The organism is Oceanobacillus sp. Castelsardo, assembly GCF_001659985.1.
In the GTDB taxonomy this organism is placed as follows: Bacteria; Bacillota; Bacilli; order Bacillales; family Amphibacillaceae; genus Oceanobacillus.
Genome location: NZ_LYCS01000015.1, coordinates 17554 through 43205, shown reverse-complemented (window position 1 = coordinate 43205; position 25652 = coordinate 17554). Strand labels below are relative to the sequence as shown.

26 protein-coding genes are annotated in these 25652 nt (G+C 35.2%); 20 read left to right on the top strand and 6 right to left on the bottom strand.

Annotation, left to right across the window (positions count from 1 at the left end):
- Position 1 precedes the first annotated feature (1 nt).
- The 11 genes from A9178_RS17525 to A9178_RS17480 all read left to right on the top strand — a co-directional run bounded on the left by A9178_RS17525 (position 2) and on the right by A9178_RS17480 (position 8791).
- Entirely contained in the window at positions 2-1090 is a 1089-nt protein-coding gene (locus tag A9178_RS17525; protein ID WP_068677586.1) for a GerAB/ArcD/ProY family transporter, read from the top strand.
- Positions 1087-2352 (top strand): Ger(x)C family spore germination protein, encoded by a 1266-nt coding sequence (locus A9178_RS17520; RefSeq protein WP_068677584.1) that lies wholly within the window; start codon positions 1087-1089, stop codon positions 2350-2352. The genes A9178_RS17525 and A9178_RS17520 overlap by 4 nt, the downstream gene beginning before the upstream one ends.
- Complete coding sequence (locus A9178_RS19060; RefSeq protein WP_156520800.1) at positions 2353-2511, top strand: hypothetical protein; 159 nt, start codon at positions 2353-2355, stop codon at positions 2509-2511. It begins immediately after the preceding gene.
- Positions 2512-2728: 217 nt separating this feature from the next.
- Positions 2729-3307 (top strand): biotin transporter BioY, encoded by a 579-nt coding sequence (locus A9178_RS17515; RefSeq protein WP_068677582.1) that lies wholly within the window; start codon positions 2729-2731, stop codon positions 3305-3307.
- A 37-nt stretch (positions 3308-3344) separates the two neighbouring features.
- Positions 3345-4340 carry a biotin synthase BioB gene (gene bioB, locus A9178_RS17510; RefSeq protein WP_068677580.1) on the top strand — a complete coding sequence of 332 codons (996 nt, stop codon included), beginning with the start codon at positions 3345-3347 and terminating at the stop codon, positions 4338-4340.
- Positions 4341-4491: 151 nt separating this feature from the next.
- Positions 4492-4977 (top strand): small multi-drug export protein, encoded by a 486-nt coding sequence (locus A9178_RS17505; RefSeq protein ID WP_068677578.1) that lies wholly within the window; start codon positions 4492-4494, stop codon positions 4975-4977.
- A gap of 14 nt (positions 4978-4991) precedes the next feature.
- Positions 4992-5741 (top strand): hypothetical protein, encoded by a 750-nt coding sequence (locus A9178_RS17500; RefSeq protein ID WP_068677576.1) that lies wholly within the window; start codon positions 4992-4994, stop codon positions 5739-5741.
- Positions 5742-5758: 17 nt separating this feature from the next.
- Positions 5759-6145: a GntR family transcriptional regulator gene (locus A9178_RS17495; RefSeq protein ID WP_068677573.1), complete on the top strand. Its 387-nt coding sequence runs from the start codon at positions 5759-5761 to the stop codon at positions 6143-6145.
- A gap of 12 nt (positions 6146-6157) precedes the next feature.
- Positions 6158-7024: an ABC transporter ATP-binding protein gene (locus tag A9178_RS17490; protein WP_068677571.1), complete on the top strand. Its 867-nt coding sequence runs from the start codon at positions 6158-6160 to the stop codon at positions 7022-7024.
- A 255-nt stretch (positions 7025-7279) separates the two neighbouring features.
- A complete protein-coding gene (locus A9178_RS17485; protein ID WP_068677569.1) occupies positions 7280-7825 on the top strand; it encodes a 5' nucleotidase, NT5C type in 546 nt (181 codons plus the stop codon).
- Between the two features lie 423 nt (positions 7826-8248).
- Positions 8249-8791: a GNAT family N-acetyltransferase gene (locus A9178_RS17480; RefSeq protein ID WP_068677568.1), complete on the top strand. Its 543-nt coding sequence runs from the start codon at positions 8249-8251 to the stop codon at positions 8789-8791.
- A 248-nt stretch (positions 8792-9039) separates the two neighbouring features.
- Here the strand turns inward: A9178_RS17480 and A9178_RS17475 are convergent, their stop codons facing one another.
- On the bottom strand, positions 9040-9936 hold the full coding sequence (locus A9178_RS17475) for a DUF1002 domain-containing protein (RefSeq protein WP_231889881.1): 897 nt from the start codon (positions 9934-9936) through the stop codon (positions 9040-9042).
- A 274-nt stretch (positions 9937-10210) separates the two neighbouring features.
- Here A9178_RS17475 and A9178_RS17470 point away from each other — a divergent pair, with 274 nt between their 5' ends.
- Positions 10211-11002, top strand: coding sequence for a DUF4097 family beta strand repeat-containing protein (locus A9178_RS17470; protein WP_068677566.1), 792 nt, complete (start codon positions 10211-10213; stop codon positions 11000-11002).
- Positions 11003-11058: 56 nt separating this feature from the next.
- On the opposite strand, the gene A9178_RS17465 is transcribed toward A9178_RS17470, so the two are convergent.
- On the bottom strand, positions 11059-12291 hold the full coding sequence (locus A9178_RS17465; protein ID WP_068677564.1) for an aminopeptidase: 1233 nt from the start codon (positions 12289-12291) through the stop codon (positions 11059-11061).
- Between the two features lie 287 nt (positions 12292-12578).
- Complete coding sequence (gene gltC / locus A9178_RS17460) at positions 12579-13490, bottom strand: glutamate biosynthesis transcriptional regulator GltC (protein WP_068677562.1); 912 nt, start codon at positions 13488-13490, stop codon at positions 12579-12581.
- Positions 13491-13641: 151 nt separating this feature from the next.
- Here gltC and gdhA point away from each other — a divergent pair, with 151 nt between their 5' ends.
- From gdhA to hmpA, 7 genes are all read left to right on the top strand, one after another.
- Positions 13642-15006 (top strand): NADP-specific glutamate dehydrogenase, encoded by a 1365-nt coding sequence (gene gdhA, locus A9178_RS17455; RefSeq protein WP_068677616.1) that lies wholly within the window; start codon positions 13642-13644, stop codon positions 15004-15006.
- A gap of 130 nt (positions 15007-15136) precedes the next feature.
- Positions 15137-15664 carry a DUF1648 domain-containing protein gene (locus tag A9178_RS17450; protein WP_068677560.1) on the top strand — a complete coding sequence of 176 codons (528 nt, stop codon included), beginning with the start codon at positions 15137-15139 and terminating at the stop codon, positions 15662-15664.
- Between the two features lie 86 nt (positions 15665-15750).
- Positions 15751-16140, top strand: a complete 390-nt coding sequence (locus A9178_RS17445) for an RDD family protein (RefSeq protein WP_068677558.1) — start codon at positions 15751-15753, stop codon at positions 16138-16140.
- 287 nt (positions 16141-16427) lie between these two features.
- Complete coding sequence (locus tag A9178_RS17440) at positions 16428-17030, top strand: DedA family protein (protein WP_068677556.1); 603 nt, start codon at positions 16428-16430, stop codon at positions 17028-17030.
- A gap of 33 nt (positions 17031-17063) precedes the next feature.
- Positions 17064-17294: a DUF3953 domain-containing protein gene (locus A9178_RS17435; RefSeq protein WP_068677554.1), complete on the top strand. Its 231-nt coding sequence runs from the start codon at positions 17064-17066 to the stop codon at positions 17292-17294.
- A 330-nt stretch (positions 17295-17624) separates the two neighbouring features.
- Positions 17625-19127, top strand: a complete 1503-nt coding sequence (mqo, locus tag A9178_RS17430; RefSeq protein WP_068677552.1) for a malate dehydrogenase (quinone) — start codon at positions 17625-17627, stop codon at positions 19125-19127.
- Between the two features lie 173 nt (positions 19128-19300).
- Positions 19301-20518 carry an NO-inducible flavohemoprotein gene (gene hmpA, locus A9178_RS17425; protein ID WP_068677550.1) on the top strand — a complete coding sequence of 406 codons (1218 nt, stop codon included), beginning with the start codon at positions 19301-19303 and terminating at the stop codon, positions 20516-20518.
- A gap of 542 nt (positions 20519-21060) precedes the next feature.
- Here hmpA and A9178_RS17420 read toward each other — a convergent pair.
- The 3 genes from A9178_RS17420 to A9178_RS17410 form a co-directional block, all read right to left on the bottom strand.
- A complete protein-coding gene (locus tag A9178_RS17420; RefSeq protein ID WP_068677548.1) occupies positions 21061-21516 on the bottom strand; it encodes a DinB family protein in 456 nt (151 codons plus the stop codon).
- Positions 21517-21868: 352 nt separating this feature from the next.
- The gene (locus A9178_RS17415; RefSeq protein WP_068677546.1) at positions 21869-22141 is read right to left on the bottom strand and encodes a DUF1292 domain-containing protein; all 273 of its coding nucleotides are present in this window, start codon (positions 22139-22141) and stop codon (positions 21869-21871) included.
- 341 nt (positions 22142-22482) lie between these two features.
- The gene (locus A9178_RS17410) at positions 22483-23019 is read right to left on the bottom strand and encodes an HD domain-containing protein (RefSeq protein WP_156520801.1); all 537 of its coding nucleotides are present in this window, start codon (positions 23017-23019) and stop codon (positions 22483-22485) included.
- Positions 23020-23253: 234 nt separating this feature from the next.
- On the opposite strand from A9178_RS17410, the gene A9178_RS17405 reads away from it, so the two are divergent.
- Complete coding sequence (locus tag A9178_RS17405) at positions 23254-25623, top strand: polyprenyl synthetase family protein (RefSeq protein WP_156520799.1); 2370 nt, start codon at positions 23254-23256, stop codon at positions 25621-25623.
- Positions 25624-25652 lie beyond the last annotated feature (29 nt).

Here is a 25652-nt window from a genome sequence, read left to right as displayed (position 1 = left end):
AATGGGAGAACCGAAGGATAAGATTGGGCTAAAAGAGTATACTGCAATTGCCTTATTTTTAATTGGCATAAAAGCGACAGATGATGTACCAGCTATGCTATTTGATTCCCTCAAGAATGCTGGTTGGATGGGACCAATTATTAGTGGCTTAATTGCCATCCTACCTTTGTTTCTTTTGTTGGATATTGCAAAAAAATATCAAAGCAAAAATTCCATAGATATTTTCTATCACTTATTGGGAAAGTATGTTGGATTTTTCGTGCTGTTTCTTTTATGGGTTGCCGGATTTCTGTACATTGTTCTTGATACAGCAACATATTCAGACATTGTTGCAACCATGTATTTTCCAAGGACACCTGCATTTGTTCTTTACGCCATACTAGTTGGAGTTTCTGCTTATGGCGCAAAAAGGGGATTAGAGCATATAGGATCGGTATCTTGGGCTGTTTTTCCATATTTACAAGCTACTTTACTATTCGCCATCATTCTAACTATCCGACATGGAAATTCTGGTTTCCTCTTTCCAATATTTGGACCAGGAGAATGGGAAGTAATAAAAGAAAGTACCATGTCCGTATCCATTTATATAGATTTCCTTTATCTATTCCTTCTTTTTCCGTATGTTAAAAGTGTGAAGGATTTTAAAAAGGGAACATGGATTGCTTTTTTTATAGCCTTATTTAATTTGGCTATTTCCATGGTTAGTTTTGTAATGATTTTTGATTATAATACGGCAATGTCATTAAATTATCCTTATCATGAAGCGATTCGTTCGATAACGATAGGCTTTTTAACTAATTTGGAAACCTTTTTTTTCCCATTTTGGCTCATCGCTACGGATATAAAATTTGCTATATACTTCTATATTAATATATTTTTATTTGGAAAATTGTTTAAGATTGAGCATTTTGAATATATTATTCCAGCCTTTGCCACCCTTATTCTCTTTCTAGGATTAATTCCAGAAAGTCCTACATTTTCTGTATTTCACATGAGACATTTTTTCGGACAAATTTTGTCACCTGTATTTTTCTTTCTACCTATTCTTTTATGGGTGTTAGCTAATGTTAAAGGAGAAATGAGGAAATGAGAAAAATCCCTATTATCGCTAAAATTCTCGGAAGCCTTCTTTGCGTCACAATTCTTAGTGGCTGTTGGGATCAAAAAGAAACGGAAGAATTGGCATATGTTACGGTTGTTGGTCTTGATAAGGATGAAGAGAATGAGAATATGGTTAAAGTAACCTATGTGATTGCAAATCCAGAAGTAGGAAGCCTAGCGGAAGGGGGAGGAGGTGGAGGTGAACCACCATTGGAAACCATTTCATTTTCAGCAAGTGATTTTATTACATCTAGAAGCTTGGCTAATACGGTAATTTCAAAGGAAATAACTTACGATGTATTACGCAACATCATGGTATCAGAAGATTTTGCAAGGGATAAAGATTTTATTCGTTGGATGTACGATATAACAAAAGAGATGGAAATTAGAAGGGATATAAACCTATTTGTTACGAAAGAAGATCCGAGTGCGTTTGTCCAAAATAATCAACCCAAAATGGATACGGGACCACATAAATATTATGAATTAATCTTTAACCGTGGACAGGATACCGGAACTATTCCACCATCGGAAGTAGGTCAATTTTTCCGAATTACAGAGGCAGATGCGGACCTCTTTTTAGGTATCTATGGAACGACGGAAAAAAGTGATAATTATAAGAGAGATAGAGACCCTGATCAATTTATGGCTGGTGAACTAAACTACGAAGGTCAGACAAACACAACGCAATTTGCTGGATCGGCTGTTTTTAAAGAAGGAAAAATGATTGATACACTGACCATCGAAGAAACTAGACTTTCTTACTTACTAAGTACTACCATGAAGCAACCAGAAGCCTTATTAGTTGCTCTACCAGATCCCTTTCATGAAGAATATGAAGTGGCAACGAAAATCTATCGAGAGAAGGACATTCAAATTAATGTGAATTTGAAGAGGGATAAACCATCCATACATGCAACGGTCCCTATTAAAATGAGCATATTAACAAACCATGGCATGACTAATTTAGCAAAATACCGAGATAACAGAGAAAAGCTAAAAAAAGCATTTGAGGAAACATTGAATAAAGAATTTGAAGAATTTATCAAAAAAACACAAGAAGAGTATGGATCAGAACCGTTCGGATGGTCATTAGCTGCACGCAAAAAATTTCGCACTATTCCTGAGTTTGAAGAATTTGACTGGATGAAGACGTATCCCGAAATGGATGTAAGTATCGATACACAAATCGACCTTGAAAACTTTGGTAGACAAACCGATTTGCCTAAAATGAAAGAAGTGAGGGATTAGATGAAAATAGTAACATGGCTGCTTATTATTATCGTATTTTTCTATACGATTGGTTTTGCTATTACCTTGTTGAAAGAAAAAAATAAAGTAGGATTTGTTGCTATCTTTCTTTTGGCAATTAGTATTGTTGTTGCACCATTTTTTTCCGTATTGAAATGAGGTTGTATTTAGCTTCACGCGTTCAAATTTTAGGTGAAATATCCTGGCTCACACGGACAACATCACCTTTCTAACCGGTGGTGGAAATGTCCGTGCAGAGGTTTTATTGTCAACCATATTTAAATTATGGTTGACAATTGGGCGGAAATAAAATATCATATTTTCAGAATATAAATTTAACAGAGTCTATTTTTGTATTTTAGGGAGGGGAAGTTTTATGAAATTAAAAGCTGTTGATATTACTCTAGCAGGTTTATTTGCTGCTCTTATGGCTATTGGTGCAAATATTACTGCATTTCTTATTGTTGGGGGGGTACCTATTACATTAACAACTTTCTTTAGTATTTTATCAGGTCTATTACTTGGTAGTAGGTTAGGTGCTATTTCTATGACTGTATATGCGTTAGTAGGATTAGCTGGAGCTCCTGTTTTTGCTCAATTTTCAGGAGGGCCATCTTCTGTGATTATGCCTACATTTGGATTTATCGTTTCTAACATTATTGTTGCTTTTGTAGTAGGAAAAATGGTTGAAAAGAAAGCAACGAGGGGAAATTTTGTATTTGCTGCATTAGTAGGTATGGCGATTAATTATGCATTTGGAACGACTTGGATGTACTTTGCATACCAATTATGGTTTGGTGCACCGGAAGGATTTAGTTATGTGGTGGCATGGTTATGGATGGTAGCGCCACTACCAAAGGATATTATTTTCACTATGTTGGCTGGTGGATTAGGTTACCGGATTCACGGGAGAGTTTATAAATCTAGAAATCTTGGTAATACAAAAACTGCTTAATTTGGGAAGAAGTTAGGAGAAAGGGGCAGGGAGAACAATGAATGATTGGTTTGACATGGCTGAACGTGTCATTGTAGGAGAAGAAATTACAGACGAGGAAGCATTGTCTATTTTAAATTGTCCTGATGGGGAACTTTTACTGTTAATACAAGGGGCTTATAAAATAAGACATCATTATTATGGCAATAGAGTAAAATTAAACATGATTATTAATGCAAAATCAGGACTTTGTCCGGAAAACTGTGGATATTGTGCCCAGTCTTCTGTTTCAGACGCACCTGTAGACAAATACACTTTTGTTAGTGAGTTATCATTATTAAGTGGTGCGAATCAGGCAAATAAATTAAATGCAGGGACTTATTGTATTGTCGCAAGCGGCAGGGGGCCTAGTAATCGTGAAGTGGATACAGTAGCTTCCGCAGTTAAAGAAATTAAGCAGAGATATGATTTAAAAGTTTGTGCATGTATGGGTATATTGAAGACTGAACAAGCAAAAAAATTAAAAGAAGCTGGTGTAGACCGCTATAATCATAATATCAATACATCAAAAGCGCATCATCCAAATATTACTACTTCTCATACATATGATGATCGCGTACATACAATTGAAACTGCGAAAAGTGCAGGAATCTCTCCATGTTCTGGTGTTATTGTTGGAATGAAGGAGTCAAAAGAAGATGTCATCGATATGGCAAGAAGTCTAAAAGTTATGGATGCTGATTCAATCCCTGTTAACTTCCTACATGCCATTGATGGAACACCATTGGAAGGAACAAAAGAGCTAGATCCAAGATACTGCTTAAAAGTATTAGCGTTGTTCCGTTATATTAATCCAACGAAGGAAATTCGTATTTCTGGTGGTAGAGAAGTAAACTTAAAGAGCCTACAGCCACTAGGTCTGTATGCGGCTAACTCTATTTTCGTTGGTGATTATTTAACAACGGAAGGCCAAGAAACTACTGCTGACCATAAGATGATTGAAGATCTTGGTTTTGAAATTGATTATAAGGAAATACCAAAAAAAACAATATAAATAGAACATAATCAAACCTGTCTGCAAAGACGGGTTTTTTTATTCTTCGGAAGATTTTTCTAAAATAGGCTTACGTTTCACAAAAATGGTGTTATAGTGTTTATATGGATATATACACCTTAACACTTAAATACTTTGGGAGGAATTTTTGATGAAAGCACTTTGGGGATATGTTTTAGTCTTTATTTTAGCAGCGGCACCATTTTTTGAGGCATACGGGGTAATTCCGATTGCCATTCTCTCGGGATTGTCTATTGCACCTGTTATGATTATCGGGCTAGTAGGGAATTTATTAACGGTATTACTACTCATTATGTTCATCAATCAATTTAAGGCTTGGAGAAATAAACGTAGAAAAGACAAGGGACCTAAAGAAAGTAAACGTTCCGTAAGAGCGCAAAATTTATGGAAGAAATATGGGTTGCCAGGGTTAGCAATGCTTGGCCCATTAGTTGCTGGAAGCCACTTAACTACTTTAGCTAGTATGACATTTGGTGGAACAAAAAAGAAGACATTTATTTGGATGGCTATAAGTATTACAACTTGGAGTATTGCTTTTACTGTTTTATTGTATTTCGGGATTGATTTTATTGGTTTAAAAGACAAAGGCATAATTAATTACTTTAATGGAAATTAAGGAGGGGTATGGAAATGTTTAAAGATGCATTTTGGTTAGTTAAGATGGAGTATAAGCAACAATGGGTGGCAGTTATTTCAACGTTTATTTTCAGTTTGTTTTGTGGATTATTTATAGGAACTATTTTTTCAGGACAAATGCAGTTTCGCTTTGAAGTAGATTCTTTTTCATATAACCTCTTTTTACTCGATTTCTTTTTAATTGGATTAGCACCTGCTTTTGCAACTTTATCGATGGCTAAACCATATATGAGTTATCGGGTAGCTAAGCATGGTCCTTATGGGAAGCGAATGGCAGTACTACGTTCTTTACCGATTTCCGTCTCTGTTTTAGCTTTAAGTCGAACATTATTTATGTTATGTACATTAATCATCATGTCGCTTGGATTTTTTGAATCGATGACAGTAACTATCCATATGTTCTCCGGTAATTTCTTTGAGAGGTTGACGATTGGTGAATATTTTATTTTTATCATCGTTTGGTTTGGATTTATGTTAACCGTTGGTGGACTAAATCCATATGTAGAATACGGAATGAGAGGGAAAATGCTTCATTTTATTCCTTACATTTATATTGGCCTAGTTGTTATTTTAGAAATAATTTTCTTTGTATCTTTTAATCAAGGTATAGTTGAGTCGATTATACAACTTATAACAACTTATGGATGGACGGTTGCTTTCGTTTCTATTCTCATAGGAGTAGTAAGTTGTTATGAATGGAATAAAATACTCAAAAGACGTTTAAAAAATCGTGATTATATATAGGAGGGAGTGGATTTCACATGAAGATACCAGTCCATGTCTCTGAAGAAAGTAGAGAGCCAATTTATCATCAAGTCGAGACGCAAATCAAAACACTTATCGTTAGTGGTCAGCTACTTCCCGAGACGCCACTTCCTTCCATAAGGGCATTAGCGAGTGATTTAGGTTGTAGTGTGATTACAACAAGAAGGGCGTATCAAAATTTAGAGGCTTCTGGTTTTATAAAGACAGTACAGGGAAAAGGGACATTTGTTCGTGAAGTGAAACAAGAAAATATGGAAGAGACAAAACAAAAAGTTGTATTTGATGCGTTTGAAAAGGCAGTAGAACAAGGAATACAAGTAGGCTGTTCAGAAAAGGAAATCAATCATATTTTTACGAATGTGATGAAGAAAAATTTTGAATAATGGGGGATAAATATGCAAACCTCGGTATTAGAAGTAAAAGGCGTAAAGAAAGGATTTAAAAAGTTTCACTTTGGTCCAATGAATTTCGAGTTGGAACAAGGGATGATTGTTGGATTAGTAGGAGCGAATGGTTCCGGTAAAAGTACGTTCCTGCGTTTATTAATGAGTATATTGAAAGAGGACGATGGTGAAATCTGGTTTTTTGGACAGAATTCATTTGATGATCAATCGGATTATAAGGAAAAGATTGGCTATGCAGGTGAATTGCTTGAAGGATATGACTTTTTAACGATTAAAGGAATAAAAAATCTGATATCTCATTGGTATCCAACTTGGAATGAGGAAAAATTTACCGAGTTGGTGAAACGTTATCGTATTGATATAGATGAGAAATTTAGTAAATGTTCGAAGGGAACGAAGAAAAAGATTGATTTTATTTTTGCTTTAGCACATGATCCACAATTACTTTTGCTTGATGAACCAACGGCAGGTGTGGATATCGTTTCTCAAGGAAAAATGAAAGAAGATCTTATTGCATTTATGGAAACTGGAGAAAGGAGTATCGTTCTTGCCACTCACACGGTTGACGAAGTTAATCAACTTTGTGATGAAATTATTGTAATGAATCAAGGACGAATTACAAATACCTTTTATAAAGATGAAATTCATGATAATTGGGGAAGAATATGGGTTTCTCATTTAACAGGGAAAGTGAAGAATCATCCGAACGTCATCCAGTATGAAGTAAACCCGCCCCAAATTGTTACGAATGATGTAAGTAATGTAGAGGATGTTTTGCAGGCTGAACAAATAACGATTAATCAATCTCAGCGTCTTTCCATGGAGGAAGTATTAGAATTTTTGATTGAACAAGAATAAGTTACCGTTAATTTCACTCTTTCTAAAGATACGCAGAATTTAGGGGGATATAGATAGAAGTTTTACTATAAAACAGATAGAATGAAAGGAGCAGATAAAGTGAAACTCATTCAGTAGGGGGTTTCTATCATCCTTACTGAATGTAGTTGAACTTATCAGGCTGTTGTCCCCCACTTAGATCTCTTGGCTCAACCTGATTTCTTGAAGTGGGGGTCTTACAGCCAGTTAAGACGTGATATAATAAGGAGTGTTTTTGTGGAGAGAATTAGTATTGCCATAGATATGGATGAAGTTCTTGCAGATACTTCGAAAAAAGTTTTTCAAACTGCAATTGATTTAGGCCTTCCAGTAAGTAAGGAGGGGCTACGCGGGAAGAGTATTTGGACATCATTAACGAAAGAACAATTAATGGTGCTTGGTCAAGCGATTAATACAGCTGGATATTTCCGTGATTTAGAAGTAATCGATTCGGCTATTCCAGTTGTAAAAGAATTGTCCGAGCATTACGATATTTATATTGCAACGGCTGCAATGGAAGTCCCATTTTCCTTCATGGACAAATATGATTGGTTAAAAGAACATTTTCCATTTTTAGACCATAATTATTTCATCTTTTGCGGAAATAAAAAGGTTGTCCATGCCGATTATTTAATTGATGATACGGTTGCCCAATTAGATAATTTCACGGGAACCGGTTTATTATTTGAAGCTTATCACAATGAAAATATGAAAACAGACCATGTTCATGTTAGCGGCTGGAATGATGTGCGTGAGTATTTTAAAAAGCTAAGAGAATCATAAATAATAGCAAAAATGGGCGCGAATCGTATAGATTTGTGCCTACTTTATATGTGGTGATTATATGGAATTGTGGAGAAGGGTAGGAAAGTATAAAAACTGATATCAGGAGCACGAATGCTGATATCGGGAGCGGGAATGCTGATATCGAGAGCGGGAATGCTGATATCGGGAGAGGGAATGCTGATATCGGGAGCGTGAATGCTGATATCGGGAGCGTGAATGCTGATATCCGGAGCACGAATGCTGATAACTGGAGCGTGAATGCTGATATCAGGAGCAGGCATGCTGATATCAGCATAGCTTTCGTGATGTATAGATTTGGATCTTAGCGTATAAAGGTTGTTCCTGCAAATGGTGGCGCTCTTTCTGCATGTAGAAAAGGATAAAAAAACGTTTTTGTAATGAGGTAAAGGAGAATTATTGATGAACTGGTATGAAAAACTAAATACATATTTTCCAGTCAATGAAATGAAATCAAAATTACAATTAGACATGTTAATGTTAGAAAAAGATGAGCATTACGTGAAAGATGAAGGGGAATATCACATCGTCATGTATGCAGAATTTGATACTTATATATTTATAGACTTTATCTGGGTATCAGAGAAAGCAAGAGGTAAAGGGATTGGCCATCAATTAATGGAGAAATTCAAAGCCAAAAATAAAACGATCATTCTAGAGGTGGAGCCAATAAATGAGGAAGAACCTGATACGGAAAAAAGGCTTCGGTTTTACAAAAGAGAAGGATTTCAATATGCGAAGCCAATTGACTACCAATTTCAATCCTTTATATCGAATGAGCTAGTTAAAATGGAAATTTTATATTGGACGAATAGTGCTACTTCAGAATGGGCAATCTATGAAAATATGAAAGAAGTTTATAATGAAATTCATTCTTATAAAGTAGAAAATATATATGGAGTAACACCAAAACCTGTTTCTGAAGTTTTAAATTTTAAGAACTAAAAATAATATGAGGTTGGGACATAACAAAAGTGCTTAATCCTAAAGGCGAACAATCCGCTATCTAAGCGGAGGAAATATACGTAGACTCCTGTGGGAGGAAAGGCCTAGGTGAGACGCCGCAGTGCGATAGCACAAGGTGGCTCACCAGCCGCCCACGGAAAGCGAAGTATATTTCCGGAGCGATTATTCGCTCAAACATGTTCGGATTTTATGTGGTTAAAAAACTTTTGTCCCAGCCTCTCTTATTTTTATTTAGTAAAGATTGAAATAAAGGAGTCCCAAATAGACTTCAAAAAGTTAAGGAAAGAATTGATAATATTTTGTCCTTCTTCTGTTTGGGCAAATTCCTGCACTTTATTTTTTGCAGTATTAATGGTGTCGTTCACTTTATCCCAGTCTATGTTTAACCCTTTTAATTTATTAAATAAAGAAACAAGCTGATCTAATTGTGCATCTGTAAGATTGATACCTAATTCTGCTGCAAGACGCTTAATCATTTCGCGAATTTCAGCTTCTGTTTGAGGATTTTTTTCAGCCATTTCTTCTTTAATTAAATTCATCAATTCTAATGCTTTGTCTTCACCGATATTCTCATCTTTGGAAAGATCAGAAGTAACAACCATTTCTTCATTAGCAGCTTGCTTTACATCTTCGTCAATTTTTTCACCAGTGGACACTTCGTAAGCTTTTAGAATTCCTGTTAATGCGCCTGTTCCAGAAACGGAGAATGGGGCAGTAACATAGATTTGTGCATCTGTAACTCCTGCAGTTGCAAGAGGATTGATATACATTTCTTCTGTAATGTAATTAATGTTTTTTGTTTCCACTGCTAGGCCTGAATTGGATTGTCCAAATGTAATCCTTGCAGAGGAAATGGCATTAGATCCAATTTGGGCGGCTGGAATATAGCTACCTAAATAGTTATGTTCCTCCTTATTTGTAACATAAACGATTTCAACATCATTTTCATTTTCTATTCCCATATCTTTAAGAACCGTTTGTTTCTGTTCAGCGGTTAAATCCTCACCTAATGTAACGATAACATCTCCAGGACCTGCATCAGCATGTACAGTTGTTGTCAAAAACGAAAACAACATAACCGCTGCGAGCAATAATATCCCTGTTTTGTGTATTGGTTTTTTCAAAAGAAAAGCATCCTTTCTTTGTAATAATTCATAATGTGCATGCGAACAACCTCTTAGAAGGTATATTATCATATAAATTATAAATGCAATGAAACAAAAAGGAAAATTTAATTTATACTTAAGAATAATATTCGTTCGACATGTTTCCATTATAACCGTTTTTGTATTAGTCTCCATACAACTTAAGGCGTATTGTAAAATACTTTTCAGGGGTATTCTTTTTGGTTGCAATTTCATATATTCTTGAAACAGATAAAATATAGAAAGGTAGTGGATGGAATTGAAAAAGGTAGCAATCATCGCGATTGTGTTAATTGGGGTTTTGGTAGTTAGTATTACACAATTTTTCACAAGAAATGGAACAGCCTCAGAGAAAATAGAAATATCGCAGGACTTTGTTGGGGTAAATGTAAAGGCGAGTAATGCAAGGGTGGAGATTTTTCCAACTGAAGGTAAGTCGGCAAAAATAACGGTTTCAGGGAAAAATAAAAATAGTAAGCTTGAAGCAAAGGTGAAAAACGATACGTTAATGGTCGAACTGAAAGACAAACGATTTTTTTCATGGTTTCAAATTGACTGGTTTAATGCATTTAAACCATCTACATTAACCCTTCATTTACCTCAGAATATGTACGAAATGATTCAAGTGAAAACGGATAATGGTCAAGTTAAATTGGAAGATTTAAAAGCAAATGACATGTATGTAGAAACAGACAATGGAGAAATAGATTTAGCAAATTTAGAAAGTTCCTATCTTTCCGCTGAGACAGATAATGGTGCGATTCATTTGAATAAAGTCGCAGGAGAAATTTCAGGTAAAACCGATAATGGTAAAATAATTATAGAGACCGCTTCATTGGATGAAATGATTGACTTAGAAACAGATAATGGAGCGATTGAAGTGTATACAGAAAAAGACCCAACAAACACAACGTTTCATATAAATACAGATAATGGAAAGATTTCTGTTTTCGGGAATAGTCATTATGATACAGTCATTGGAGATGGGGAAAACTTAGTTAAATTAAAAACGGATAATGGAAGGATTACTGTGGAGAAACGATGATTTGAAAAAAGGTCGGATGAGCTTGTTTAAAGCAATCATCCGACCTTTTTTTGTTCTTAGAATGCCCAATTTCCATTTCTAAAGATAGGCTTTCTAGTTCCGTCTGGTAAAATACCATCAATATCCATTTGTTCTGAACCAATCATGAAATCAACGTGAGTTAAACTATCATTTAGACCATTTTCTTTTAACTCTTCTTCGGTCATTTCTTTTCCACCTTCTAAACAAAAAGCATATCCTTTTCCGATTGCGATATGATTGGATGCATTTTCATCAAAAAGGGTTTCAAAGAATATTAAATCTGTGTTGGAAATAGGGGAGTGATGTGGAACGAGCGCCACTTCACCAATATAATGCGATCCCTCATCCGTTTCAATTAAATGCTTTAATGTTTCATATCCTCTTTCTGCTTGAAAATCTATAATTTCTCCATCTTTAAATGTTAAAGAGAAATTTTTAATCAGATTTCCAGAATAACTTAATGGTTTTGTAGCTGAGACGGTTCCGTTTACTCCTGTTTTCAGTGGAGCGGTGAACACTTCTTCTGTAGGTATGTTAGCCACAAAAGGAGCTCCTTTTTCATTTATGCTCTCCGCACTTATCCAAATATGCTTCTCTGGTAATTCAATGGTTAGGTCTGTTCCCTCGGCCTGATAGTGTAGAGCTTTGAATTTTTGTTCATTTAAATAGGTAGCTTTGGATTCCAACGTATCGATGTGCTTCCTCCACGCGTTTACGGGTTCCGGGAGATTGGCGCGTGTTGCATTGAATATAGCTTCCCATAATGTAGCTACGGCCTTTTCACCGTTTAACTCTGGGAATACCTTTTTCGCCCATGTTTCATTCGGAACAGATACAATGGACCAGCTTATTTTGTCGCTCATTTCATATTTCGTAAAAGTAGCAAGAGCTGTAGAAACTGTTTTAGAATTGATTTGAATTCGCTTTGGATCGATCCCGTTTAATAAATCAGGATTGCTTGATAAAACAAAAAGGAATGCAGCATTGTTTTCTGCTAAGTCGATACGATGTTTAGCTAAGTACTTTGGATAGGATTCAAACGTTTTATCGGGTGCCATTTCAAACTTTGTTCGGGTTAATACATCATCAGACCATTCATGAAGTACATTAGCCGCCCCTTGATCGTATGCCTTCTTCGTTAACATACGAACGAAGTCAATTGCTGAGATTGGTGCCGAGATAACTAGTGTTTGTCCTTCTTGAACATTTGCACCTACTTCAATTGCTAGGGAGGCGTATTTCTCTAAATTCTCATTAAACGTAGACATGATTTCCAATTCCTCCAATATTTTTTAAGTATAGATATATGTTACCAAATAGAGTTTTATTTATTAAATAATATATTCAGAGAGTCAATTTCCAAAGTAACTAAAGAATGTTGGGGAAAGCATTGCATATGTAAACATGTCTAGAAGAGGATGAAGAGAAAATCGGTGTGCAAGAGGGTTAAGAACGCATAGAATGTATTAGAGTATTGAGTTATAAAAAGCTTGAAAAAAGAAAGGCAAAAAGTGGTTTGTAACAGCCATTCTTTTTTCTTATAAAAAATCGGTAACTAATTTTTAAAATCATTAAGTCTTTCATACGTTTCCAATAGGAATTGGTAAAATACTTCTTCTGTTGGAGACAATTTTCGTTCGCTAGAGTAAATTACGCCAACGGTTCTAGTAACATTTGCGTCAGATATGGGTATCATAACGGTAGGGCGTGGCGTATTATCTATTAATGTCATTTCTGGTATTAATGCAATGCCGAGGCTCGCTGATACTAATCCTTTTAATGCATGAATGTCCTCTCCTTCAAAAGCAATTTTGGGTGAGAATCCAGCATTATTACAAGCTTGGATTACTTGATCCCGAAAAACAAAAGATTCTGACAGAACGACGAAAAAATCATCTTTCAACTCACGCAACATAATAGATTCACGTTCGGCCAATGGATGGTGGCTTGGTAATAATGCGACAATTTTTTCCGTAAAAAGAGTAGTTCCTTTGATTTTTCTTACTTTATTTTTATTAGGCATAGGTGCAACCATCGCCAAATTAAAGTCCCCTTTTACAACACCATTTATTAAATCTTTATGGGGAGCGCTAGTCATTTGAAATTTTACTTCGGGATAACGCATACGAAATGAATGGATAATGGTTGGTATTGTATGAGCTGCCATACTCATAGGAAAGGCAATTCTGACCGTACCTTTATCAGGGCTTGTATATTCCTTTACTTCTCTTTTGGCATCATCTATCATGTTCATTACTAAATGCATTCGGTCGTAAAAAATTTTACCGATTGTAGTTAATTTCACATTTCGGCCTTCCCGGACAAAAAGTTCAACACCAAGTTCATCTTCTAAATTAAATATTTGTCTACTGACAGAGGATTGAGCGACATGTAAGGCATCAGCAGCTTCAGTAACGTGTTCTCGTCTAGCAACTTCTAAAAAATATTGGATTTGTCTGAACTCCATTTTTACATCACTCCGTTAACTTATGCATTAAACGCATTAATTTCATCGATTATTTATATTGTAACTATCAATGATATTATTATAAAATAAAACCATGTTAAAATCTTAACTTAATTTTAGGGGCTGATTGCAAGTGAAAGTAATTGAAGATATGAAAGAACAACAAACAGAGAACGTTAAAAAATATGTAGAACATGTATTTGAAACGGTTAAACAACGTAACCCACATGAAGAAGAATTTCATCAAGCTGTTAAGGAAGTTCTTGAATCTTTAATTCCTGTGCTTGTGAAAAATCCGACATATATAAAACAGTCTGTCCTTGATCGTATCGTGGAACCTGAACGTTTAATTACTTTTAGAGTACCATGGGTAGATGATAAGGGCAATGTACAAGTTAACCGTGGTTTCCGTGTTCAATTTAACAGTGCGATTGGTCCTTATAAAGGTGGATTAAGATTCCACCCATCTGTAAACACAAGTATTATCAAATTCTTAGGATTTGAACAAATATTTAAGAATGCTTTAACAGGGCAACCAATCGGTGGCGGAAAAGGTGGATCGGATTTTGATCCTAAAGGAAAATCTGACATGGAAATCATGCGATTCTGTCAAAGCTTTATGACAGAATTAAGCAAGCATATAGGTCCAGATACCGACGTTCCTGCCGGGGATATCGGTGTTGGTGCTAGAGAAATTGGATATATGTTTGGTCAATATAAAAAATTAAAAGGCGCATATGAAGCAGGAATTTTAACGGGTAAAGGTGTCGGATACGGCGGAAGTTTAGGTCGTAAGGAAGCAACAGGATATGGTACCGTTTATTTTGTAGAAGAGATGTTAAAAGAACAAGGGTTAAGCTTTAATGAAAGTACGGTTGTAGTGTCCGGTTCTGGTAATGTTTCTATCTATGCTATGGAAAAAGCGCAGGAATTAGGTGCAAAAGTAGTTGCATGTAGTGATTCTAGTGGATACATTTATGATCCAAATGGAATTAATCTTGATACGGTGAAACGCTTGAAAGAAGTAGAAAACAAACGAATTTTTGAATATGTTAAAGAACATCCAGAAGCTACATTCCAAGTAGGATGTGCAGGTATTTGGACGATTCCTTGTGATGTTGCTTTACCATGTGCGACTCAAAATGAACTTGATCAAGAAGCAGCAGAACTATTAATTGCAAATGGAGTAAAAGCTGTAGGTGAAGGTGCAAACATGCCTTCTACTTTGGATGCAATTGATGAATTTTTAGAAAACGACGTATTGTTTGCTCCTGCAAAAGCAGCAAATGCTGGCGGCGTTGCAGTATCTGCTTTAGAAATGGCACAAAACAGTGCACGAATTTCTTGGACAAAAGAAGAAGTAGATGAAAAATTACAGGGCATTATGAAAAATATCTATAGCCAAAGTATGGAAGCATCTAAGGAATATGGTACACCTGGTAATCTAGTGGTCGGTTCAAATATTGTCGGCTTCGTTAAAGTTGCAGATGCAATGATTTCTCAAGGTGTCATTTAAGTATTTTGGGGAGAACAAATGTATAAAATGGAATTTGTGATTTAATACAAACAGCTGTATGGAATAAAAAAGATTCCAAACAAGCTGTTTTTTGCTATATAATGGAAGTAGAACTGGAGGATGATGATTCTTGTGGGGGAAGATTAAAAAGTTTTATTCGCCATGGATTGATGTTTGTTCCTTTCTAATTCTCATTATGACGGTATTTTATTCCGTTTATTATTATGCACAACTTCCAGATGAGATTCCTACGCATTTTAATTTTGCTGGTGAACCGGACACTTGGAGTGGAAAAGGAACCATCATTGGTTTCCTCATACTATATGTTTTTTTACTCCTCCAATGTTTTGGTTTAAATTACTTTTTGTTTATTAATCAAAAAGACCCAAAAGAATCACTGCATTTTATAAATCTTCCATTTGTGAAAAAAGAGAGCTTAACGGAGACACAATTAAACGGAATGGTTAAGTATACGACGAGAATGTTAGCTGTGATGAATTTGTGCATAAGTATTTTATTTGTTTTCATTCTTATTGGGATGGTTCAGACAGCTCTTGGTAATCAAAATGGACTTGGCACGGGAATTGTGATCATGACAGTTCTATTAGTGGTTGTTTCAATCTATTATATTTGGAAGATGTACCAAGAGGTTAAATGAAATTCATAAATAAAAGTTAATAGTTATTGAAACCTTTTATACAATGTTACGTAAGGATATTAGTTTAATGAAGGGGGAAAAGTTTTATGAAACCAATAACGAAAAAAAGAATGAAAGCCTTTTTTATTGACCTAGCCATTTCTAGTGCAGTAACTGCGGGAGTGGAATATGTTTTACGTAAAAAGATAAAAAATGAGGCGTTCCATGCTATAGTGACACCTACAGTAGTATTATGGTCCCTTGAATACGCACAACTTCGTAAAAATGGACAAACATATGGATATAAGAAGATGGGACTAGAACTTGAGAATAGGGATGGTTCCGAGTTAAATTGCAATCAACTTATGAAACGTATGGCTTACCGAGACCTTTGGAGTACGATTGATTATGTAAAAGGTCCAAAAGCGTTTGAAGAACAAGAGGGAAAAGTCCTCCCACATGATCGGTTCGCGGGAACTATAGTAAAAGAGAAATAATTCGAATGGAGTCTGTTTCCTGTTAAGAGGGAGATGGACTCTTTTTTTAGCAGGTAGGAAAGCATAAAATCTTTCCCGTCTGCATAAGTGCAACTAAGTCATTCGCCCAAAGGCTTGGTGAATGCCAAGTTTTCTAAACAAAAACTTTACATTAACTTTGTGCAAATTATGATAATATTAGTTATTCCATCATAGTGATAATTTGAATTTGACTGAAATAAAATGATAGAAGAAACGTATAAGATTACTTAGAAAAATACATATGAGAGACGTAGGTGCAAAGTATAGTGGAAAATTGGATAACAGAAATTATGAATGAGTTTGGTTATATGGGGGTTATGTTTCTAATTGCTTTAGAAAATATCTTTCCTCCAATACCTTCAGAAGTCATATTAACATTCGGCGGTTTTATGACAACTACTACGAATCTAACTATTTTTAATGTTGTTCTATCTGCAACTGCAGGTTCAGTCATCGGGGCTATTGTTTTATATCTAATTGGTTTACAATTAGATGTGGAAAGACTAGAGAAAATAGTTGATAGGTGGGGACATATACTCCGCCTCAAAAGAAGCGACATTTATAAAGCTGATGGATGGTTTGATAAATACGGTCCATGGGCAGTTTTCTTGTGTCGATTCATTCCATTAATTCGAAGCCTCATTTCAATCCCCGCCGGAATGTCTAATATGAATGTAATCGTATTTCTTATTTATACCACATTGGGGACATTTATATGGAATATTGTCTTAGTTAACTTAGGCGCAACGGTTGGGAGTTCATGGGATGTAATTGTAAACTATATGGATATCTATTCTAAAGTGATCTATGCATTTCTATTACTTTTTATCGTTATATTTGTCTATATTTTTATTAAGAAAAGAAGATAAATAAAATTTTTTAAGAGAGTTAGGATGGGGAAGATGAGACTACTAAGAATTGTATTATCGGTTGTGACAGTTGTATTAGCTTTATATGGCCTAATTACTCGAAATTTTGATTTATCGCCTTATATGATGCTTTCTTTAAGTACATTACTCTTAATTATAGGGATAGATGAGATTAAAAAACATGGAAAAGCTTCCTGGGGGTATATAAATATAATTGTTTCTTTATTCGGATATTATGTTTCTATACAAGGTTTCTTAATTTAATAGGTGGATTAAAATGCGTAGTAGAACTAATTAAATGGTCTTACTGCGTATTTTTGATTTCCGCAAAGGTTTTTATAAATGAAGAATCTTAACAATGTGAATTTACAGTTCATATATTAATTGTAAAATGATTCCCAATTTGGTGGAACGAATTACTTTTGGTCCATTTTAAAATGATTTATTATTATACTATAATAGTTTATATTTTAAATCTATAAATAATTATATAAATTATGATATGATAATAGTGTAGAAGATTAGGTGCTTACGGTTTAAAGAATATCCGTTATACACCTAGATTGAAAAAAATAGGGGAAAAGGTTGATAAGTATGGGCAACAGAGATAATAAAACCGATGTCATTTTAATTGGCGCAGGAATTATGAGTGCGACTTTGGGGACGCTCTTGAAAGAATTAGTTCCAGAATGGGATATTACAGTGTTTGAAAATTTATCTAAACCAGGGGAGGAGAGCTCGAATGAGTGGAATAATGCAGGGACAGGGCATGCCGCTTTATGTGAGCTCAATTATACAGTAGAAAAACCAGATGGTTCTATAGATATTAGTAAAGCGATTAGAATTAATGAGCAATTTCAAGTTTCGATGCAATTTTGGTCTTATCTTGTGAAGAATAACCTTATTCGTAATCCACAAGAATTTATCATGCCATTGCCTCACATGAGTATGGTACAAGGGAAAGAAAATGTAACCTTTTTAAAGAAACGCTTTGAAGCGATGTCAAAAAATCCTTTATTTGAAGGAATGGAATTCTCCGATAATCCGGAAAAACTAAATGAATGGATTCCACTTATTATGAAAGAACGTCAGATTAATGATCCAATTGCAGCTACTAAAGTTGATTATGGAACAGATGTTAACTTTGGAGCATTAACACGATTACTATTTGAACATTTAAGTGCTCAAAATGTGAACATTCAATATAGACATCATGTCGATAACATTAAGCGTACTAGTGACGGATTATGGGAACTTAAGGTAAAAAATAGTGATAGCGGTATCGTAGAGAATCATAGAGCAAAATTTGTCTTTATCGGTGGGGGTGGTGGAAGCCTACATCTACTACAGAAAACAGGAATACCTGAAAGTAAACATATTGGTGGTTTCCCTGTTAGTGGATTATTCATGGTATGTAATAATCCAGAAGTAGTTGAAAAACATCATGCAAAAGTTTATGGGAAAGCTAAAGTTGGTGCACCACCAATGTCCGTTCCTCATCTTGATACAAGATTTATCAATCATAAAAAATCATTATTATTTGGCCCATTTGCAGGCTTCTCTCCGAAGTTCTTAAAAACGGGTTCTATTTTAGATTTAATTACATCTGTAAAACTAAATAATGTATTAACGATGTTATCAGCGGGTTTCAAAGAGATGGCATTAACCAAATATTTAATTCAGCAAGTTTTGCTATCCAAAGAACAACGAATGGAAGAATTACGTGAATTTATTCCTAACGCTAAATCAGAAGATTGGGATTTGGTTATAGCGGGTCAACGTGTTCAAGTTATTAAAGATACGGAAACAGGCGGAAAAGGAACGTTACAATTTGGAACAGAAGTTATTACTGCTTCTGACGGTTCTGTTGCTGCCTTGTTAGGGGCTTCTCCAGGCGCTTCAACAGCTGTGCACGTCATGCTTGATGTTATCAGTAGATGCTTCCCAGAAAATATGAATGAGTGGGAAGCCAAAATTAAAGAAATGATTCCTTCTTTTGGAATGTCATTGATGGATCATCCAGAACTTCTAAAAGAAATTCGCCAATCGTCTGAGAATACACTTGGATTAGATGAAAAAGAATTGGTATTGAATTAAAATTAAATTTTAGTTAGTAGTTTCAGAACCTTTAATCAAGAAGATTGAAGGTTCTTTTGTTACTTTTAAATAAGTGCTATTTAGTTCCCATGTATATCCAGCATAAATAAAATATAAAACCTAAAAATAAGCTTGTTATTTATAAAATACAAACCAAAAAAGGGGATAATACCATGCTGGATCAAAACACGATAGATATAGTAAAAGCAACTGCACCGGTTCTAAAAGAGCATAGTTCGGAAATCGGTAAAAGATTTTATGAATTATTATTTACAAAAGTTCCCGATTTATATAATCTTTTTAACCAAACAAACCAAAAAAGGGGTATACAACAGGAAGCTTTAGCTTATTCTGTTTATGCAGCGGGTGAGCATATAGATAATTTAGATGCCATCAAACCTGTCATTACAAGAGTTACGGAAAAACATCGTGCGATAGGAATTAAAGCTGAACAATATCCAGTGGTAGGTGAAACGTTACTTGAAGCGGTGAAAGATGTACTTGGGGAAACAGCAACGGAAGAAATCTTAATTGCTTGGGGTAAAGCGTATAATTATATTGCGGATGCTTTTATAAGTATTGAAAAAGAGCTTTATGAAAAAGCTGAAAGTGCTTCTGGTGGTTGGGAAGGTTATCGTGAATTTGTAGTAGATAAAAAAGTAGATGAAAGTGATATAATAACTTCTTTCTATTTAAAACCAAAAGATGGTGAACCAATCACAAATTATCAGGCTGGTCAATACTTAACGATAAAAGCAGAAATAGAAGGAGAAAAATACAACCATATGCGTCATTACAGTTTATCTGATGCCCCAGGGGAAGAGTATTACCGAATTAGTGTCAAACGAGAAGATTCTGTTAATGGTCAACCGGAAGGAATCGTTTCTAATTATTTACACAAAAAAGTTCAAACAGGAGACATTTTACAGTTTTCTGCACCTGCAGGGGACTTCATCATTAATCCCTCTAATAAACCTATAGTTTTATTAAGTGGAGGAATTGGGATTACCCCACTTCTTAGTATGCTAAATACTACGGTAGAAAAAGAACCAAATCGGGAAATTACGTTTATTCATGCAACACAAAATAGTAAAGTTCATGCATTCAAAGAGCACGTGTCAGAGTTAGCAAAGGCTCATCATCAAGTTCATTCCCACGTAGCATATGATTCACCAACGGAAGAAGATAAAAAGGAGAAACGATTTGATAGAGAAGGGTTTGTCGATTTGGAGTGGCTTAAAGAAATCGTACCTTCAAATGATGCTGATTTTTATCTTTGTGGCCCTCTACCATTTTTACAAGCAATGGTTCGCTTATTAAAGCAGTGGGATGTACCACAGGAGCAAATTCATTTTGAAGTATTTAACCCCGTGGCTATATTGGGAGAATAATAAGTTCTTAATACTTATCCTTTATAAGGCGAATAAATTGTTAGCTTTTTAGTCTTGTGGGTTAATGAGTGGCGGAACGAGGCTAAAATTTCATCCTTCCGCAGCTCATCGGGTTAATGAGTAGCGAAACGAAGCTAAAAATGCTTCCTTCCGCAGCTCATCAGGTTAATGAGTGGCGGAACGAGGCTAAAAATTCATCCTTCCGCAGCTCATCGGGTTAATGAGTAGCGGAACGAAGCTGAAAATCCTCCATACCGCAGCTCATCAGGTTAATGAGTAGCGGAACGAAGCTGAAAATCCCCCATACCGCAGCTCATCAGGTTAATGAGTGGCGGAACGGGGCTAAAAATTCATCCTTCCGCAGCTCATCAGTTAATTAATGAGGTCCGGAACCGTAACGAAGTGAAAAATTTTTTTCGGTAACTCATAAAGGTGAGAGGTCTCGGGATGGGAGGATACCCTTCTTTCATTAATTTTTCTATAAAAAATAAAAATGGTTCCGCTCGTCAATAGACAATGAACGGAACCATTTTTAAAATTGACTATTTCACTTCAAGGACTTGCTTCATTGCTTTAATTAAACCAAGTGTTTCAGCCTCTCTTTGGGCAAGCATAATTAATAGGTCACCGTGTGTTTCAATATATCCGTGTGGGGCTTTGAATTTAACATTAGATTTCCAGAATAATTCATCATAATTATTAATTCTTTCCTGTTGCTGTATTAAATCTTCCATTAGTTTTGATAAGCTAGGTGGCTCGAATTTCCAATCCTCCACTTTGACATTTGAGCTAAATAATTCTGCATATTCTTTTGGTACTTTTTGAGATTTCTTTTGACTTACGAATAATAGTTTCTCATCTGTATAGAGGATGTTTCCGATGTACCAACGAACTGTATTATCAAAGAACTCGGATTTTTTATCCATTATATCTTCATCCAAATCCTGTATAAATGTAAGTAGAGAAGTTCTAGCTAAATTGAATTGTTTTAATGACATTTTCTTTCCTCCTTATTAATCATTCTTTAGTATAGTTGAATGAAAAAATAAATGAAAGTAATTCGCAAAACTATAAAATGGGTGCACACATTTTTAGTTGTAAACATATAGTGGTTATTGTGTGAGAATTCAATGGAAGGAAGAGAGAAATGAATAATGAAGATAAAGTAATTTTGGGGAAGAACGAGGTTAATAACGGGGGATATCAGGTTATTGAAGTAAATATGTCTGATATAAATGATAATATTTATGCAGTATGTACCCCGGTAAAATTTTCTTAGATGATCGGTTATTTCCTAAATAAAACCATCTCTTATGTAGGTGTACATACAAGAGATGGTTTTTCATGTTGTTAATCTGCTTCTTCATCTAAAAGAGCATCAAAAGCTTCGGAGACTTTTTCAAATTCTTCATCTGATTCAATGGCTGCTATATCACCATCTTCATCAATTTTAAGAAAGAAAATATCAATGTCTTCTTCCGTTTGTTCTTGTATATCATCTACAAAACTAACTGCAACATAATTAGTTCCTTCAAGCGTCACTTTCGCCAGAACTTCGACAGAATTTTCTTCTTCCGATTCATCCACAATTGTAAAGATTTCTCCAACTGTAATTTCTTCCATCATACGACCTCCTTTTTCTACGTCTAGTTTACCATTTTTAAAGGAAAATCATACCATAGAAGAGAAGAATTATATAGAATCATCTACTAAGTTATGAAAATGAGGTTGAGACAAAAGGTTTTAACCTAATAAAATCTAAACATGATTGGAGCGAATAACCGCTTCGGAAATATACTTCGCTTTCCGCGGGCGGCTGGTGAGCCTCCTTGTGCTATCGCACTGCGGGGTCTCACCTAGGCCTTTCCTCCCGCAGGAGTCTACGTATATTTCCTAGGCTTAGATAGCGCATTGTTCGTCTTTAGAGTTAAACACTTTAGTTATGTCCCCAGCCTCAACATTCTTTAACTCGTTTGTTCAAAACGAGGAGATTCGATATATTCATTGATTTTTGTATCAAGTATTTGAATTCGACGGAGTGCGGAGTCGTAATCAATTTGGCGATAATGGTGATTGCCACCCGGTTCTTCATCTGCTTCATCGGCTAATGCGACCACTTTTTGTAATGGAGTAAGTTGTAATTCTCCTTCTGGCAAATAAGAGTCTGTATGAAGGAGTACCGCCAGGGCAATGGCTTTCGCATTTTGAAGATTTTCCCCGCAACGCACGAGAAGTTTATGAGCACGAGCAGCACCTTTTATGGCATGAATATCATTTTCCCTATACAATTGATAATCCCATTCACCGTCTTGATACCATTCGTAATGACCGATATCGTGAAGTAATCCAGCCTTAGCAGCAAGATCTGGGTTCACCCCGGACTCTCGAGCAATTTCAAAGGCTTTTTCGGCAACAGAAACTGCATGTGCCATTCCTGAACGACCGACATATTTTTGAACAATAGGGTGGACATAAAGTGTTTCTAACGTGACATTTCGTATCATGATACTCCTCCTTTTCATCTTAAATTTTACGTTTCTAGAAAGGTATATTGTTAAATACATTACCATGATTTTTAGTGATTTTCAATGGTTGTTTGTCTGTTTTTTACATTCCGGCTTGGAAGTTAAAATATAAGTGGTTTGGAAATTTAATAATTGATAATTAAAGTGGTATTGTTTGTAGTATAGTAAAATATATTTAAATAACTATTCGTATAAGTAGGGATCAATAATATGACTTCGGAATTAATGATAAACACGGATGCAAGCTATCAACAGATGGAAGAGAAGGCTTATGCCTATTTTGCTACATTGTCTGAACAACATAGAGAAAAGACATATATCACTCAATTAACGAAAGATATCCAATTATGGAAAAAGAATCATATTCATCCTATTTCTTCTCTTTTTTCCAATAGAAAAAAGGAAATTCATTCTAAAGACTACCATCTATATATTAAATATTTGCATCATACTGGAAAGCTGGAAAATTATCTTGAACGAAGTATTTCTTATATTTATATGCGCGATTTAGGGAAAGCTCTCGATTCGAGTGAAACACAAAGACGGATACTAAAATCTGTTAAACAACTGAAAAACTATTTAGTAAACTCTACTAAAGAAACGAGAATGGACTCATATAGTCTAGCAGGATTATTTCGCTGGTCTCAAAAAGAAGGGGTAGAATCCAGTTTTATTTGGTTAACGGATAAATTAAAGACCGTACGAGATCATATTCCAAAGGGCTTAAATTCAGATGAGGCTCAAAGAAAGCTAATTAAAATTATCGCCGGTGTTGTGATGCATGTTTTAGAAGAAATGGATGAACAAATATCACCTAAGGATAGAGCGGTAAGACTGGATGAGGCTATTAGACTCGGATATTCCTATGGCCTTACTTATCCATTTATTGATGATCTTCTAGATTCCAATATTTTATCACCACTTGAAAAAGAGCGTTATACCAATTTAATTCGGTCTACACTAACTACAGGGATCGTACCAGAATTGGACGGTTGGAATGGGAAGAATAAAGAATTCATCCAGTTTGTCCACGCAGAACTTCGAGACGCATTTAAATATATCCAGTCCCATCAACGATTGGAAACAACGGAACTTTTTTATAAAGATTCCTTTGTATTTTTCCAATCACAGGAAGATGATCGCAATAAATCAATCGAAAACCCAAATTATACAAATGAGGAAATTTACATTCCAGTTATTTTAAAATCTGCGGCTTCCCGTCTTATTGTGCGTTCTATTATTAGTGCTCAAGGGGATGAGGGATTTGAAAATCGGACCTTTTATTATGGGGTGTATAATCAATTAGCTGATGACTTTGCTGATATGTTTGAAGATGAGAAGACGGGATCGGTCACTCCATACACATATTATTTGAAATATTATCGTACTCGTAAAGATCTTATAAATCCATTTGAACTCTATTGGACTGTCATTTCCTTTTTAATTCACGAAGTTTATCAATCGGATTATAAAACGCGTGAAGTGATTTTAAATCGTGCCATTAATGGGTTAAAACGATTTAAGAAAAAGTGGGGTGCTCAAAAATACGAAGAAATTATGGGTGTCCTTACTTCTGAAATTCAACCATTTAATGGTCTTATTCAAAAAATGGTAAAAAAAGCGGATGATGTTGATTTCTTTGATAAACTAATACGTGATCACATGATTGATCATTTACGAAAAGAGCGGAATGAGCGAGAAGAATTTATAGAGATGACGCGACATATTCGTGAAAAAATCAATTCTCGTTTACAATTAAAATCTCAAACTCAAGTTTTTTTAACGAATGATTATATCCTAGACGCGGTAAATTACAGTTTAGGTGATGGTGGGAAAAGGATAAGACCTATTATAACTTGGATGATGGCAACTAACTCATATAACATGGATGAAACGGATATTTTTCCGTTACTGCGGTCGTTGGAGTATTTGCATACGGCATCCTTAATTTTTGATGACTTACCATCTCAAGATAATGCATCTCTAAGACGCGGAAAATCGACATTGCATGAAGTATATAATGTGGCTACTGCGGAATTATCCGGACTTTATTTGACTCAAAAGGCAGTAGAGGAACAGACAACTTTACAACGTTTTAATGCGGAAAAAGTGCTCGAACTGATTCATTATTCGTCAAGTGTTGTAGCGGATATGTGTAGAGGTCAAGCAATGGATCTAGAGGCAAAGAATAAGCAATTAACAATAGAACATTTAAATAAGATGTGTTTTTATAAAACCGGAATAGGATTTGAAGCCTCGCTTATGATGCCCGCTATACTTGCAGGGGTAAACGAAGAGGAGAAGAAAGCATTAAAAAAATTCGCTTATCATACTGGTATCGCTTTTCAAATTAAGGATGATTTATTAGATCATCAAGGTAATACAAAATCACTTGGAAAGCCAGCACTTCTCGATTTGAAAAATAATAAGTCAACATTTGTTACAGTTCTTGGCCAAGGGGAAGCAAAAAGAGCGATGTGGGAACATTATGGTTTAGCATTAGACGCTTTTCAAGAAATACCTGGAAACAAAGGTTTTTTAAAGCATTTCTTAAGTTATATCGTGAATAGGGATCATTAATAGATTAAGAAATCGACATATCTATCTAT

What these genes read in the sequence shown, in the direction of transcription:
- A9178_RS17525 (WP_068677586.1), top strand. Translation starts at nt 2, where the DNA reads ATGGGAGAACCGAAGGATAAGATTGGGCTAAAAGAGTATACTGCAATT.
- A9178_RS17520 (WP_068677584.1), top strand. Translation starts at nt 1,087, where the DNA reads ATGAGAAAAATCCCTATTATCGCTAAAATTCTCGGAAGCCTTCTTTGC.
- A9178_RS19060 (WP_156520800.1), top strand. Translation starts at nt 2,353, where the DNA reads ATGAAAATAGTAACATGGCTGCTTATTATTATCGTATTTTTCTATACG.
- A9178_RS17515 (WP_068677582.1), top strand. Translation starts at nt 2,729, where the DNA reads ATGAAATTAAAAGCTGTTGATATTACTCTAGCAGGTTTATTTGCTGCT.
- bioB (WP_068677580.1), top strand. Translation starts at nt 3,345, where the DNA reads ATGAATGATTGGTTTGACATGGCTGAACGTGTCATTGTAGGAGAAGAA.
- A9178_RS17505 (WP_068677578.1), top strand. Translation starts at nt 4,492, where the DNA reads ATGAAAGCACTTTGGGGATATGTTTTAGTCTTTATTTTAGCAGCGGCA.
- A9178_RS17500 (WP_068677576.1), top strand. Translation starts at nt 4,992, where the DNA reads ATGTTTAAAGATGCATTTTGGTTAGTTAAGATGGAGTATAAGCAACAA.
- A9178_RS17495 (WP_068677573.1), top strand. Translation starts at nt 5,759, where the DNA reads ATGAAGATACCAGTCCATGTCTCTGAAGAAAGTAGAGAGCCAATTTAT.
- A9178_RS17490 (WP_068677571.1), top strand. Translation starts at nt 6,158, where the DNA reads ATGCAAACCTCGGTATTAGAAGTAAAAGGCGTAAAGAAAGGATTTAAA.
- A9178_RS17480 (WP_068677568.1), top strand. Translation starts at nt 8,249, where the DNA reads ATGAACTGGTATGAAAAACTAAATACATATTTTCCAGTCAATGAAATG.
- A9178_RS17470 (WP_068677566.1), top strand. Translation starts at nt 10,211, where the DNA reads ATGGAATTGAAAAAGGTAGCAATCATCGCGATTGTGTTAATTGGGGTT.
- A9178_RS17465 (WP_068677564.1), bottom strand. Translation starts at nt 12,291, where the DNA reads ATGTCTACGTTTAATGAGAATTTAGAGAAATACGCCTCCCTAGCAATT.
- gltC (WP_068677562.1), bottom strand. Translation starts at nt 13,490, where the DNA reads ATGGAGTTCAGACAAATCCAATATTTTTTAGAAGTTGCTAGACGAGAA.
- gdhA (WP_068677616.1), top strand. Translation starts at nt 13,642, where the DNA reads ATGAAAGAACAACAAACAGAGAACGTTAAAAAATATGTAGAACATGTA.
- A9178_RS17445 (WP_068677558.1), top strand. Translation starts at nt 15,751, where the DNA reads ATGAAACCAATAACGAAAAAAAGAATGAAAGCCTTTTTTATTGACCTA.
- A9178_RS17435 (WP_068677554.1), top strand. Translation starts at nt 17,064, where the DNA reads ATGAGACTACTAAGAATTGTATTATCGGTTGTGACAGTTGTATTAGCT.
- mqo (WP_068677552.1), top strand. Translation starts at nt 17,625, where the DNA reads ATGGGCAACAGAGATAATAAAACCGATGTCATTTTAATTGGCGCAGGA.
- hmpA (WP_068677550.1), top strand. Translation starts at nt 19,301, where the DNA reads ATGCTGGATCAAAACACGATAGATATAGTAAAAGCAACTGCACCGGTT.
- A9178_RS17420 (WP_068677548.1), bottom strand. Translation starts at nt 21,516, where the DNA reads ATGTCATTAAAACAATTCAATTTAGCTAGAACTTCTCTACTTACATTT.
- A9178_RS17415 (WP_068677546.1), bottom strand. Translation starts at nt 22,141, where the DNA reads ATGGAAGAAATTACAGTTGGAGAAATCTTTACAATTGTGGATGAATCG.
- A9178_RS17405 (WP_156520799.1), top strand. Translation starts at nt 23,254, where the DNA reads ATGACTTCGGAATTAATGATAAACACGGATGCAAGCTATCAACAGATG.